Raw genomic sequence first — 13739 nt, forward strand, 5'->3', positions numbered from 1 at the left:
ATGGCGTGCTAGCGCAGCCCGGCAATGACCGGCGCGCTGTCAGGACGCCAGCCACGCCAGATTTCAAAGGCTTCTGCGGCCTGCTCTACCAGCATGCCCAACCCATCGGCGGTGGCCACCGCACCCTGTTGTTGCGCCCAGACCATGAAGGAGGTGGGCTCGCTGCCGTACACCATGTCGTAGGCCACGGCGCCTTCCGCCAGCAGGCCCTCTGGCAGAGCCGGCATCTCGCCATGAAGTCCGGCAGAGATGGCATTGATGACCAGATCGAACTGCCCGCTCAGGTTATCCAGTCCGCTACCCAGCACCGGCGGGTTCGTGCCATCCATAAAACCGCGGGCCAGGATAGCGGCCTTGTCTTCCGTACGGTTGGCAATTCGTACCAGCGTCGGCTCTTCCGCCAGCAACGGGCCCATGACACCGCGCACCGCACCGCCGGCACCCAGCACCAGCACCCGCTTGCCCTGAATAGCCCAGCCAAGATTGTCGCGGATATCTTTCACCAGACCAGCGCCATCGGTGTTGTCACCATGGAGCTGATCGCCATCCCACCACAGGGTGTTCACTGCTGCCGCCAGACCGGCACGCTCGGTCACCGCATCGCAGAGATCGAATGCCTGCTCCTTGAAGGGCACGGTCACATTAGCCCCCAGGCCACCTTCTTCATGGAAGGTGTTTACCGCACCGGCAAAATCTTCCAGTGGCGCTTCGCGTTTTTCATAACGCAGATCCTCGTCACGCTGGGCGGCAAAGGCATGATGGATATCCGGCGACCGGGAATGGGCCACCGGATTGCCGAACACACAATACAGGGCCGTCATAACCACTCCCGGTGAATCAGAAATTTCTGGTAGAGCTCAATTTCCGCACTGCCAGGCTTTGGATGCCAGTCATAATCCCAGCGCACCATTGGCGGCAGGGACATGAGGATGGATTCGGTGCGCCCGCCGGACTGCAACCCGAAGATGGTGCCGCGATCATAGACCAGGTTGAATTCCACATAACGGCCACGGCGATAGAGCTGGAACTGGCGCTCCCGGTCACCATAATCATGGTCTTTTCGTCGCGCCACGATGGGCCGATAGGCCTGAATATAGGCGTCACCCACACTGCGCATCAGCGCAAAACTGGTATCGAAATCAAACCGATTCAGGTCGTCAAAAAACAGCCCGCCCACACCACGAGGTTCGTCGCGATGCTTGATATAAAAGTAGTCATCGCACCAGCTTTTGAATTCCGGATAGATATCGTCACCGAAAGGGTCGCAGGCATCCCTGGCGGTCTGGTGCCAGTGCACCACGTCCTCTTCAAAACCATAGAAGGGGGTCAGGTCAAAACCGCCACCGAACCACCACACCGGCTCTTCACCCTCTTTTTCGGCAACAAAGAAACGGACGTTGGCATGACTGGTGGGCACATAGGGGTTTTTCGGGTGGATCACCAGCGACACGCCCATGGCCTGAAAACTGCGACCTGCCAATTCCGGGCGGGCGGCGGTGGCAGACGGCGGCAACTGGCTGCCGAACACATGGGAGAAATTCACCCCGCCTTTTTCAATCACCGCCCCGTTTTCCAACACCCGGCTGCGGCCTCCGCCGCCCTGCTCCCGATCCCAACTGTCTTCACGGAAGGTGGCGCCGCCATCTTCCTCGGCCAGTTCCTCGCAAATGCGGTCCTGAAGACCCAGCAGGTAGTCCTTCACCGCCTGCAGTGATACCTCTGACATGCCGTCTCCCGGTTTGAATGCTTGGCGTGCAGCCCGTTTCAGGCGCGCAAGATGCGGCCACTGTCCAGATCAATAATGGTAGAGGGTTTGGCGGCCCGGTCACAGGCACCGCTGACAATAAAGTCCAGCCGCTCGCCAAGCTGGCGGGCCACCTGGAACTGATTGCGAGCCGCCGGGCGGCCACTGATATTGGCACTGGTAGAAATGATCGGCTGGCCCACCGCCCGGCACAGGTCCCGGGCTAGGGGATGATCCGGCACCCGCACCGCCACCTTGGTAAAGGCGCCACGCACCCAGGCAGGGACACTATCGTCGGCGTCTACCAGATAGGTCAGCGGTGCCGGCCATTGCCCAGCCAGTTGCTCACGCTGGCTGTCGGTGAGGTGGATATAGGGTTCCAGTTGCGCCAGGTCAGCGCCGATCAGAATCAGGCCCTTGCTCACCGGCCGTTCCTTGATGGCCAGCAGACGCAATACCGCCTCTTCATTGAAGGGGTCGCAGCCCAGGCCGTAGACCGACTCGGTAGGATAGGCCACCACACCTCCGGCCTGAATGATTTGTGCCGCACTGTGCAGATGCTGGTACATGAAGAACTCGCCCAGGAAGGAAAGACGGGAAAATACCCTGCATGGCTAGCCGGCTCAAGAGAGAGCCGGGAATTACGCCGTGGACAATCTACAGTGGCACCGGTGTAAGACGTTTTGCCGTGAGCGCTTTTTTTCCTTTTTTCACTTCGGTGGTTTCACACTCCACTTCTTCACCCGGTACGAACGCCCATTCCTCCCCTTCCGGCATGGTGCCGATAATCCGGTAGCGACTGCCGCTCACATGGACCGCTTCCACCACCCGCCATTCTCCTTGTCCTCGCAGCAGGGGCACATAGATCTCGAACATGGCACACCTCGCACAACAGACGCCCTGGTGTCTTCAACATTCCGCCCCTGGCGAGAAAAGGTCAAATCCGGGAAACACTCTTCAGGAGACACCCTCTCGGGCGGTTCCTGAACAGTGATCGCGACTAGGCCGCGCCGCTGCGCCTCAGGTAGCCCCCGGCCACCCGCTCCACCCAGCCTTCCAGTTCCAGCTCGGAGAGCTGCCCGGCCAGCTCAGTGATCGGCAGGCCGGTGCGTTCCTGTAGCGCGTCCAGGGAATTGAGACCACTGGTCAGATGCCTGAGCAACCCGGGCAGGTCCGGCTCATTGACGCCAGCGGCTTCCACACTGCGCCGGAAGTCACCGAAAGCATGGAAAATGTCCTCGCGGGATTCCAGCCAGCTGGCGCCGTCACGCAACAGCTGGTGACAGCCTTTGCTCAGGGGGTTGTGGATACTGCCTGGAATGGCGAACACCTCACGCCCTTGCGCCAAGGCTGTGCGCGCGGTGATCAGCGACCCGCTCTTGATGGCCGCCTCCACCACGATGGTGCCCAGGCTCAAGCCGCTGATCACCCGGTTACGCTGGGGAAACTGGGCAGGTAACGGCGGCGCGCCAGGGGCGAATTCCGTGACCAGGGCGCCGCCGGCCTCCACGATCTGCCCGGCCAGAACCGCATTGCGAGGCGGGTAGATACGATCCGGTCCGCTGCCCAGGACAGCGACGGTACGCCCAGCACTGATCGCGCCCCGGTGCGCGGCCGCATCCACCCCCAGGGCCAGACCACTGACGATAACAAACCCACTGCCGGCCAGATCCCGGGCAAAGCGGCGGCTGTTATCCAGTCCGTCCGCCGAGGCGTTGCGCGCGCCGACGATGGCCAGACCGGGCGCATTGAGCGCTTCCAGGCTGCCACGCACCGCCAACACCCCGGGGGCATCCGCGATCTGGGCCAGCAGGGAGGGGTAGCCCGCATCACCGAGCGCCAGCCAGCGCCATCCCTGCTCGCGCAGGTGCTCGTAATGGACTGTCAGCGACCCGGTATTGTCCAGCAGCTTGCGACGCTCTTTCAGGCCAGCCGGCAACAGGGGCAGAAAATCGGCCAGCGCAGTGCGGTCGATGGATTGCTGTTTCAGGGCGCGGCCCAGGGCCGCAGATGACGGGGAAAACAACGCCTGCAATAGCAGGCGTTTGTATTGTCCGTCCATCGCCCACCTCCTTGTGTGCGTTTGACGGGTTGTAGGGAGTCGCAGCCCCGGCGGTGAGCGCTACCGCAATTTACTCAATCAGTAGCTACCCGCCGGACTTTCGGCGACATCATGCATATAAATAGGCCGCAGGGACTCCATGATCAAGCCATAGCTGACCTTGTCGAAGACACGGAAAATCACCATGGAGCCGGTTCTTTCCCGGGGCAACTGTACCTTGTCACCACGCTGGCGATCACGAACCACCTCACCCTGGCCGAACACATCCAGTACGTTACCGACTTCCAGACCATCACGCTCGCCCTTGTTGATCACCACAACATCGTTACGGGCCACACTGTTGATGCGGTCAAAGAAACGGATCACCTTGGCTTCGATCTTGGTATCCGGCGCTGATGGGTAAAGCACGGAGCGTACCCGGCGATCTTCGGTGGAGAACAGCCGATCATCAATACGCAGATCTTCATTGGACTTGGTCACCCGCAGGGTCACCATGTCTTCTTCATGGCCAGCCACACGGCCCAGACCAATCTGGCGGGCTTCATAGCCCAGTATTTCATTAGTATCCGGGTCAACGTATTGCTCACCGGTGCGGTAGATACCGTAGCTCTGATCCAGATCTTCCCACTGGGTCAGGGGGTCCCGGGCATAAACGGTGTCACCTTCGCCGAAGATCACCCGGCGATCACGGCCCCCAACGACGTAGGGAGCCTCGGCAATCTCCTGGCGGCTGACCACCAGACCTTCCTTCAGATAGGCGGAAATGGCGCCAGCCGGAATCGCGGGGATCGCCTCGTCGTTGGCTATCTCACGCACTTTCGGCGTGAGCTTGACGGTCCCGTTGGGAAGCACTTTTTCTTCTACGCCACGCTTTACCGACAGGCGCGGCTCGCCATTCACATAGGTCAGGCGAATCTCATCACCGGGATAAATCAGATGGGGATTGCTGATCTCTTCATTGATCTGCCAGATCTCCGGCCATTGCCAGGGTTCTTCCAGAAAACGGGCGCTGATATCCCAGAGGGTGTCGCCGTTCTTGACGAAATACTTGCCGGGATGCCCCTCTTTGAGCATGACCTGGGCAGCCGCCAGACCGGATAAAGACACTAACAGCCCGAAGGCCAGGGCGCGCTGGACCGATTTCATCATCATCGGATTCCTTTTATCATTATTGGACTCATCCCCAAGAGCTGCCGTGGACCGGTTTTTACGGACACGGTTTCTTTTGGATATTAGCAATGCGATCATATATTTAGCAACCGAAATTCGAGTGCTATCGCAACTTCCGAGAAGGTACATGGCCAAACTGGAAATACTGGAATTCCCTGACCCCCGACTACGCACGGTAGCAAAGCCGGTGGAAAAGGTGGATGACGAGCTTCGCAAACTGATCGACGACATGTTCGAAACCATGTACGCCGCCCCCGGAATCGGCCTGGCGGCCACCCAGGTGAACGTGCATCAGCGGCTGATCGTGATGGACCTGTCCGAGGACCAGTCCCAGCCCCGGGTATTCATCAACCCGGAGATCACCCCACTCACCGACGATGTGGCCCCTTACGAAGAGGGCTGCCTGTCGGTACCCGGCTTCTACGAGAAGGTGCAGCGTCCGGCCCGGGTTCGCATCAAGGCCCTGGACCGGGACGGCAACGAATTCGAGGAAGAGGCCGACGAACTGCTAGCCACCTGCATCCAGCACGAGATCGACCACCTGGACGGCAAGCTGTTTGTGGACTACGTGTCCCGGCTCAAGCGCGACCGCATCAAGAAGAAGCTGGAAAAGATTCACCGCCAACAGGCTTGAAACAGCGACTAGCCTCGAGCTTCCAGCTACAAGGCGCGATCGCACTCTTTCATTTCTTCTTGAGACGGTGCTCGCGCCCAACCATGAAGCGCGGGCTGACCGGTAACGGGATGGCACACACCATTACCGCGTCGCGACTAGAAGCTCGTAGCTCGCCACTATCAATCATCAGAGGTTAACCTTGAAACCCTTACGCCTTGCCTTCGCCGGCACCCCGGATTTCGCCGCCGCCAGCCTGCAAGCGGTTCTGGACAGCGACCATGACGTGGTTGCCGTACTTACCCAGCCGGACCGGGCCGCCGGGCGCGGCAAGAAAGTGCAGCAGAGCCCGGTGAAGGTACTGGCCGAAAGCCGCGGCATTCCGGTACTGCAACCGGAAAACCTGAAGGGCGACGAGATCCGCCAACAGCTGCGCGACCTGAACCTGGATGTCCTGGTGGTGGTGGCCTATGGCCTGATCATTCCCCAGGCAGTGCTGGATATTCCCCGCCTGGGCTGCCTCAACGTGCACGGCTCCCTGTTGCCCCGTTGGCGCGGTGCGGCCCCCATCCAGCGCGCCATCACCATGGGCGATACCGAAACCGGGAACACCATCATGCAGATGGAAGCGGGCCTGGACACCGGCCCCATGTTGCTCAGCGAAAGCCTGCCCATTGGCGATAGCGAAACCGGTGGCGAGCTGCACGACCGACTGGCCGCCCAGGGCGCCCGCTTGCTGGTAACGGTACTGAACGATCTGGAGCAGTATCTTGCCAACGCCACGCCGCAACCGGACGACGGCGTCACCTACGCTCACAAACTGAGCAAGGCGGAAGCGCGGCTGGACTTCCGCCTGCCCACCCGCGCCCTCTACAACCGCATTCGCGCCTTCAATCCCTTTCCGGTGAGCTGGGTACCGCTGAACGGCCAGCCCATGCGTATCTGGAAAGCCCGCGAAAGCCTGAAGCCCGGCCAGGATAGCGATGAGCCCGGCCATATTCTCGACGTGGACGACAGCGGCATCCATGTGGCCACCGGCGATGGCATCCTGATTCTTGAAGAACTGCAATTGCCCGGCAAGCGTCGCATGGCCGTGGCCGACCTGCTTCGTGGCAACCCTGCCTTGTTCCAGGTAGGCGAACCGCTGGGTGACTCCATTGACAATGTCTGACCCTCGCCTGACCGCGGTACGCGTCCTCAACAGGGTGCTGCCCGGCAAAGGCGACGGGGAAAGCCTGCGCGAAGTGCTGCGCGACTTTCCCCTGCAGGGCGCCGACGGCGGCCTGATGCGCGATATCTGCTTCGGCGTCTGCCGCCACCTGCGCCCCCTCAACCACTGGCTCAACCAGCAGCTGGGCAAGCCCCTCAAGGCCAGCGCCCAGCCGGTGCGACTGGCGTTACTCGCCGGGCTCTACGAACTGTGGTTCAGCGAACGCCCGGCCCACGCCATCGTCAACGCCTACCCGCAACTGTGCCGCAAACTGAAAGCCCCCTGGGCCGCCGGGCTCAGCAACGCCATTCTGCGCAAGGCCAGCCAGCTCACACTGGACCAGGCCGTTGCCGACGCCAGCCCCAATATCCGCCTCAGCCTGCCGGACTGGCTGTTCAAGCGCTGGCAACAGGACTGGCCCACCGACGCAGAGACAATGGCCCAGGCCAACCTGCAAACACCGCCCTTCACCCTGCGGGTCAATCGTCGCCAACAGCAACGGGCCGGCGCCATTGCCGCCCTGGGTGACGGCGCCCGTCCCGGCGAACTGTCCCCCTGGAGCATCTACCTGAGCCCGGCGCGGCCGGTATTCCAGCTGCCCGGCTTTGAACAGGGTGCCCTGTCGGTGCAGGACGAAGCCGCCCAGTTACCCGCTGAAGTGCTGCAGTGCCCGCCCACCGGCCGCATCCTGGATGCTTGTGCCGCCCCCGGCGGCAAGACCGGCCAGCTCTGCGAGAAATTCCCCGATGCCGACGTGGTCGCCCTGGAGCTGGAAGGCAAGCGGCTGGCGCGCATCCAGGAAAACCTGGCCCGCCTCGGGGCCGACATCACCCTGCTGCAGGGCGATGCCAGCAACCCCGAAGAGTGGTGGGACGGCACCCCCTTCGATGCCATCCTGCTGGACGCGCCCTGCTCCGCCACCGGCATCCTGCGCCGTCAGCCGGATGTAAAATGGCACCGCAAGGCGTCCGACATTCCCGCACTGGTTGATTTACAAGCGCGCATGCTGGATGCACTATGGCCGCTGCTCAAACCCGGCGGCATGCTGGTGTATGCCACCTGTTCGGTATTGCGGGACGAGAACGACCATCAGGTCAGCGCCTTCCTGCAACGCCAGCCACAGGCCCGGGATGTGACGCCACGGCCGGAAGGGGCCACAATGGTGAGCGCGGGATGGCAGCTGTTCCCGCAACATCATGGGCCAGACGGTTTCTATCTGGCGTGTTTGCGCAAGGAATCGGGGGCGCTAGCGTAGTCCATGAAGATCATTATTCTCGGTGCCGGCCAGGTGGGCGGCACCCTGGCCGAGAACCTGGCCAACGAGCGCAACGACATCACCGTCATCGATACCGATGCGGAACGGCTGCGCGAACTGGGCGACCGCCTGGATATCGGCACCGTGCGCGGCATGGGCTGTTACCCGGCGGTGCTCAAGGATGCCGGCGCCGAAGACGCTGACATGCTGATCGCGGTCACCAACTCTGACGAGGTGAACATGATCGCCTGTCAGGTGGCCTACTCCCTGTTCCGCACTCCCTCGAAAATCGCCCGTATCCGTACCGCCCACTACACCAGCCGGGCGGACAAGCTGTTCAACGAAAACGCCCTGCCCATCGATGTGATCATCAGCCCGGAGCAGGTGGTCACCGACTATATCAAGCGGCTTATTGAGCACCCCGGCGCCCTGCAGGTGGTGAATTTTGCCGGTGGCCGGGTGCAGCTGGTCGCCGTGCGCGCCTATTACGGCGGGCCGCTGGTGGGCAACGAGCTGCGCGAACTGCGCAAGCACATGCCCAATGTGGACACCCGGGTTGCCGCCATCTTCCGCCGGGGCCGCCCCATCATTCCGGAAGGCAACACGGTGATCGAAGCGGACGACGAGGTTTTCTTCATCGCCGCCAAGAACGATATCCGTGCGGTGATGAGCGAGCTGCGCCGTCTGGAACATAACTACAAGCGCGTCCTCATTGCCGGCGGCGGCAACATCGGCTATCGGCTCGCCAAGAGCATCCAGCACCGTTATAACGTGAAGGTCCTCGAGCGCAGCCCCGGCCGCGCGGAATGGCTGGGCGAGAAACTGCACCAGACGGTGGTACTGCAGGGTCTGGCCACGGACCGGGACGAACTGCTCAAGGCCAACATCGAAAACACCGACGTGTTCTGCGCTCTCACCAACGACGACGAGGCCAACATCATGGCCTCCCTGCTGGCCAAACGGCTGGGCGCGCGTAAGGTGATGACACTGATTTCCAACCCGGCCTATGTGGATCTGGTGCAGGGCCACGATATCGACATCGCCATCTCGCCCCAGCAATCCACCATCGGCAGCCTGCTCAGCCATGTGCGGCGTGGCGATGTGGTCAACGTCTACTCCCTGCGTCGGGGGGCGGCGGAAGCCATCGAGGCGATCGCCCACGGGGACAGCAAATCCTCGAAAGTGGTGGGCCGCGCCATCGAGGACATCGACCTGCCGGAAGGCACCACCATCGGCGCAATTGTGCGCGGCGAAAAGGTGCTGATTGCCCACGATGATGTGGTCATCGAACCGGACGACCACGTGATCCTGTTCCTGATCGACAAACGCCGCACCCGGGACGTGGAAAAACTGTTCCAGGTCGGGTTTACCTTTTTTTAGGGCATTCTATGACGGCTGGAGCAGCGGGATTCATGGCAGTTTCGTTAAAGGGGTCGGACGTCAGACGTCGGACGACGGACGCCTTTAAACCCTGCCCGCGCATAGATGTTTTAGCGTCCGACTTCAGACGTCCGACCTCCGACCCGGCCCTTTAATCATGCATTTTGCACTGATCTCGAAAATTCTCGGCCTGCTACTGGTGGTGTTCAGCTTCACCATGATGCCGCCGGTGGCCGTATCCTACTGGTACCAGGAAGGCAGCGAAGGCCCCTTCCTGGTGTCATTCGTGATCACCCTGCTGCTAGGCCTTGCGCTCTGGCTTCCCTTCTTCAAGCACAAGGAAGAACTGCAGACCCGCGACGGCTTCCTGGTGGTGACCCTGTTCTGGTCCGTGCTGGGCGTTATCGGGGCCTTGCCGCTGTATATCAGCAACGACGTGCCGGTGGGCTTTACCGATGCGGTGTTCGAATCCGTTTCCGGGTTGACCACCACCGGCGCCACCATCCTCTCCGGCATTGATTTTCTGCCCAAATCCATTCTCTTCTACCGCCAGCAGCTGCAATGGCTGGGTGGCATGGGCGTGGTGGTACTGGCGGTAGCGATTCTGCCCATGCTCGGCATCGGTGGCATGCAGCTCTACAAGGCGGAAATTCCCGGCCCCATGAAAGATGCCAAACTCACTCCACGCATCGCCGAAACCGCCAAGGCCCTGTGGCTGCTCTATCTGTTTATCACCGTCGCCTGTGCCGTGCTTTACTGGGCCGCGGGGATGACCATTTTCGATGCCATCTGTCACAGCTTCAGCACCGTAGCCACCGGCGGTTTCTCCACCCACGACGCCTCCATGGCCTATTGGGACAACCCCTGGATAGACTGGACCGCCACCCTTTTCATTCTTATCGGTGGTGTCAACTTTGCCCTACACTTTGCCGTCTGGCGGGGCCGCTCATTGATAGCCTATATTCAGGATCCGGAATTTCGTTTTTTCATGAGCCTTTTTCTGCTCTACACCGGACTGATTACCGTGGGCCTGCTGGCCTTCGAGGTGGATGTGACCGCCGATGATGCGCTGCGCCACTCCGCTTTCCAGGTGGCGTCGTTCAGTACTGGCACCGGACTCACCAGCACCAACGCCGCCGCCTGGCCGGGCTTTATTCCCTACCTGCTGATCTTCACCAGTTTCATCGGCGGCTGCGCCGGTTCCACCGGTGGCGGCATGAAGGCAGTGCGAGCCGCGCTGGTGTTCCACCACAGCGTGCGCGAGCTGCGGCGACTGATTTACCCCAACGGTATGTTTGCCCTGCGCTTTGGCCGCCACTCGGTTCCGGATCGGGTATTACAGGCAGTCTGGGGGTTCGTGGGGGTTTATATCACCCTATCGGTTATCTTCACCCTGCTGTTCACTATGACCGGCATGGACCTGACCACGGCCGTCAGTGCTGTGGCCGCCAGCCTCAATAACCTGGGCGTAGGGATCGGCCAGGTTGGCGGTGGCTTCGCCAACATCACCGACAGCGCCAAATGGATGATGACCGTGCTGATGGTGGCTGGGCGGCTGGAAGTCTTTACCTTGCTGGTGCTGTTTACGCCCATGTTCTGGCGACAGTAAAAAGCAGTTAAGAGTTAACAGTGAATAGTTAATAGTTGCGCGGGGGATGCCCTGCCAACGGATAGGCCGTGCCCGCGCCAACAAGAAGGAAACCGCATGGACCATGCATGCAAGGCATCAATAAATGGAGAGCATGTGCTCGGGAAAATCGAAGAATGGATTCATCAGGTTAACGCCTCCCACGAGTCAGTTCGTCAGTCATGCTCTGCCTTTCAGCGTGAGTTTGAAGGCTTCTATTCTTTAGCTTTTCTCGACACTGCTTTCTTCGTTGTCACCGACAACATTCCCAAACCGGACTTTCCAGAATTGCGCGCAGCTGGCTTGGGGGACTTTATTGATATGGACGTGGACGGAATTACCTACAACAACACCTATTATGTGAGGAGAGGGTCCGCGCAATCTTTACGCCTTCATTTTCACGAACTAGTACATGTAGCCCAGTGGAGAGAGCTTGGTGTTCCCGGCTTCATCACCCGCTACATCCAGGAAATTCAGCAATTCCAATACAACGGGGCTCCACTGGAAATAATGGCTTATTCCCTAGACGGCCACTACCAGGCCGGAGGTCAGAGTCTGAACATAGAACAATTCGTGCAAAGAAACCTTTAAATGACATCCAACCAAAAAAGCCCCGGCATTGCCGGGGCTTTCTTGTTCTAGCTGTTAACTATTAACTGCTAACTGCTCTTACGCGATGTTGTTAACCCGCTTGGACTCGCGGAACAGCTGGTCCAGCTCGCCTTCATAGTAGGCTTCTACCCGCGGGTTCATCACTTTCTTCCACAGCGGCGGAATCATCGCCAGCACAAACATGGTGGCGTAACCGGCCGGCAGCTGCGGGCTCTCGTCATAGTGACGCAGCACCTGGTAACGACGCTTGGCATACGCGTGGTGATCACTGTGACGCTGCAGCTGGAACAGGGCCAGGTTGGTCAGCAGGTAGTTGGAGTTCCAGCTGTGGGCCGGCGTCACCCGCTCGAAGCGACCTTTCTCGTTCACACGACGATGCAGACCGTAGTGCTCGATGTAGTTGATGATTTCCAGTGCCAGCGCGGCGAAGAAGCTCTGGCCCAGGAAGAACACCACACCCTGCCAGCCCCACAGCAGCCCGAAGGTCACCGCGAACAAGGCAGAAATGCTGTACCACCAGATCAGTTCGTTATGAACGCTGATGTTCTTCTTGCCCTTGCGCTCCAGGTACTTCTTTTCCAGTACCCAGGCATTCTTGAAGTTGCGCACGAACGCCTTGGGCAGGAAGTCATACAGGCTCTGGTTATAACGGCTGGAAGAGGCATCGTCCGGGGTGGACACATGCACGTGGTGGCCACGTACGTGCTCTACCTTGAAACCGGCATAGGTCACGGTAGCCAGCAACAGCCCGCCCATCCAGTTTTCCACCTTGGGATCCTTGTGGATCAGCTCGTGGCCCAGGTTGATGGCGATGATGCCACCCACGGTACCGATGGACACGATCCAGCCAAGCTTGCCGAGCAGACCGTAATCATTGGTCATGAAGACATGGCCGGCGTAGAAAAGTACCGCGATCCACACAAAGCCCATGGCGATGGCGGACACCCGATAGAAGATTTCCTCGCTCATGGTCGGCACCTGAACTTCCTCGTTCGGGTTGCTCGGGTCCTTGCCGACCAGGTAATCCAGCACAGGGATAATGCCGAAGATAAAGATGTAGAGGAACCAGGCCCAGAAATCCTGGGTACCACTCTCCACACCTACATAGGCAGAAAACGGCACGAGCGGCACCATCAGGGCCCAGAAGCTCAGATAGCCGTATTTTTTCATTTTTAGCATGGTGTCCGGATTCATATTCTCGAACATGGCTCATACCTCGCTAGTTCAAGCCAAAAGTAACAGTCTTCAATGTGACGGTCAGACTATCCCTGATTTCTTGAATTGTCAAACAACTCAATTAGTGACATAGTATCGGCCTCGGAGGATAATTCGCGCCGAAGCCGAAAAGGACCGTTGTCATGTCGTTGAAAGCCGTCAGCCTGAGCGAACAGATTGCCCAGCACCTGGCCGAGCAGATCATCACCGGCACCCTGGCCCCCGGGGCTCGCCTGCCGGAAAGTGAACTGGCCAAGCAACTGGATGTGAGTACCAACTCACTTCGAGAGGCCTTTCGTGTGCTGGAAAAGCAGCATCTGATCGAGCTGCAGCCGCGCAAGGGCGCGCGGGTGTGCGACATCACCGACCAGCAGGTTCACGATCTTTACGACTTCCTGTTCATGCTGCTGTCGCGGCTGGCCGGCCAAGCCGCCAGCAACTGGATGCCCGGCCAGATCGAAGACATGGTGGAAATGCTGCCGCAACTGGAGCAGCACTATCAGGGCAACGACCTGCCCGCCGCCCATCAGTTGGCGTTCCGCTTTGTGGAGCTGGCCACGGAACGCTTCGCCAACAACCGCTATCTGGCCGATGACATCATCGATCTGATCCCCCTGCTCAAGCGCTACACTTTTATTGCCCTGCAGGAAGAAACGTCGGAGTTCGATGTGTCCCTGCAGCTGTTCAAGCGCCTGCTGGTCAACGTAGTCGGACGCAAAACCGCCGAAGCCGAAGCCGACATCCGCGAATACGGCGAAAACCAGTGCCAGATCGTCCTGCGCGCCATCGCCAAACGCCGCAACGCAGCGTAGAAGGCAGTGAATAGTTAACAGTGAACAGTTAATAGTTCG

The 13739-nt window shown here is 60.0% G+C and carries 14 protein-coding genes; 7 read left to right on the forward strand and 7 right to left on the reverse strand.

Annotated features, from left to right (window positions below; all coding sequences use genetic code 11):
- Window positions 1-8: 8 nt before the first annotated feature.
- The 6 genes from aroE to KZ772_RS12060 form a co-directional block, all read right to left on the reverse strand.
- The gene (gene aroE / locus KZ772_RS12035; protein ID WP_290536802.1) at window positions 9-821 is read right to left on the reverse strand and encodes a shikimate dehydrogenase; all 813 of its coding nucleotides are present in this window, start codon (window positions 819-821) and stop codon (window positions 9-11) included.
- Window positions 818-1726, reverse strand: a complete 909-nt coding sequence (hemF, locus tag KZ772_RS12040) for an oxygen-dependent coproporphyrinogen oxidase (RefSeq protein WP_290536803.1) — start codon at window positions 1724-1726, stop codon at window positions 818-820. Before hemF ends, aroE begins: the two co-directional genes overlap by 4 nt.
- Window positions 1727-1764: 38 nt before the next feature.
- Window positions 1765-2313 carry an L-threonylcarbamoyladenylate synthase gene (locus KZ772_RS12045; RefSeq protein ID WP_290536804.1) on the reverse strand — a complete coding sequence of 183 codons (549 nt, stop codon included), beginning with the start codon at window positions 2311-2313 and terminating at the stop codon, window positions 1765-1767.
- 88 nt (window positions 2314-2401) lie between these two features.
- The gene (locus tag KZ772_RS12050) at window positions 2402-2620 is read right to left on the reverse strand and encodes a hypothetical protein (RefSeq protein WP_290536805.1); all 219 of its coding nucleotides are present in this window, start codon (window positions 2618-2620) and stop codon (window positions 2402-2404) included.
- Between the two features lie 124 nt (window positions 2621-2744).
- Window positions 2745-3806 carry a DNA-processing protein DprA gene (gene dprA / locus KZ772_RS12055; protein ID WP_290536806.1) on the reverse strand — a complete coding sequence of 354 codons (1062 nt, stop codon included), beginning with the start codon at window positions 3804-3806 and terminating at the stop codon, window positions 2745-2747.
- 78 nt (window positions 3807-3884) lie between these two features.
- A complete protein-coding gene (locus tag KZ772_RS12060; RefSeq protein ID WP_290536807.1) occupies window positions 3885-4958 on the reverse strand; it encodes a LysM domain-containing protein in 1074 nt (357 codons plus the stop codon).
- A gap of 145 nt (window positions 4959-5103) precedes the next feature.
- On the opposite strand from KZ772_RS12060, the gene def reads away from it, so the two are divergent.
- From def to KZ772_RS12090, 6 genes are all read left to right on the forward strand, one after another.
- A complete protein-coding gene (def, locus tag KZ772_RS12065; protein ID WP_290536808.1) occupies window positions 5104-5610 on the forward strand; it encodes a peptide deformylase in 507 nt (168 codons plus the stop codon).
- 181 nt (window positions 5611-5791) lie between these two features.
- Window positions 5792-6760, forward strand: coding sequence for a methionyl-tRNA formyltransferase (gene fmt, locus KZ772_RS12070; RefSeq protein ID WP_290536809.1), 969 nt, complete (start codon window positions 5792-5794; stop codon window positions 6758-6760).
- On the forward strand, window positions 6753-8054 hold the full coding sequence (gene rsmB / locus KZ772_RS12075; RefSeq protein WP_290536810.1) for a 16S rRNA (cytosine(967)-C(5))-methyltransferase RsmB: 1302 nt from the start codon (window positions 6753-6755) through the stop codon (window positions 8052-8054). The genes fmt and rsmB overlap by 8 nt, the downstream gene beginning before the upstream one ends.
- A 3-nt stretch (window positions 8055-8057) precedes the next feature.
- The gene (gene trkA / locus KZ772_RS12080; RefSeq protein WP_290536811.1) at window positions 8058-9434 is read left to right on the forward strand and encodes a Trk system potassium transporter TrkA; all 1377 of its coding nucleotides are present in this window, start codon (window positions 8058-8060) and stop codon (window positions 9432-9434) included.
- A gap of 157 nt (window positions 9435-9591) precedes the next feature.
- Window positions 9592-11043, forward strand: a complete 1452-nt coding sequence (locus KZ772_RS12085; protein ID WP_290536812.1) for a TrkH family potassium uptake protein — start codon at window positions 9592-9594, stop codon at window positions 11041-11043.
- A 96-nt stretch (window positions 11044-11139) separates the two neighbouring features.
- Window positions 11140-11652, forward strand: a complete 513-nt coding sequence (locus KZ772_RS12090) for a hypothetical protein (RefSeq protein ID WP_290536813.1) — start codon at window positions 11140-11142, stop codon at window positions 11650-11652.
- A 78-nt stretch (window positions 11653-11730) separates the two neighbouring features.
- On the opposite strand, the gene KZ772_RS12095 is transcribed toward KZ772_RS12090, so the two are convergent.
- Window positions 11731-12879 (reverse strand): alkane 1-monooxygenase, encoded by a 1149-nt coding sequence (locus KZ772_RS12095; protein ID WP_290508989.1) that lies wholly within the window; start codon window positions 12877-12879, stop codon window positions 11731-11733.
- A 152-nt stretch (window positions 12880-13031) separates the two neighbouring features.
- On the opposite strand from KZ772_RS12095, the gene KZ772_RS12100 reads away from it, so the two are divergent.
- Window positions 13032-13700, forward strand: a complete 669-nt coding sequence (locus KZ772_RS12100; protein WP_290536814.1) for a GntR family transcriptional regulator — start codon at window positions 13032-13034, stop codon at window positions 13698-13700.
- Window positions 13701-13739 lie beyond the last annotated feature (39 nt).

It is taken from the genome of Alcanivorax sp. (genome assembly GCF_019431375.1).
Classification (GTDB): domain Bacteria; phylum Pseudomonadota; class Gammaproteobacteria; order Pseudomonadales; family Alcanivoracaceae; genus Alcanivorax; species Alcanivorax jadensis_A.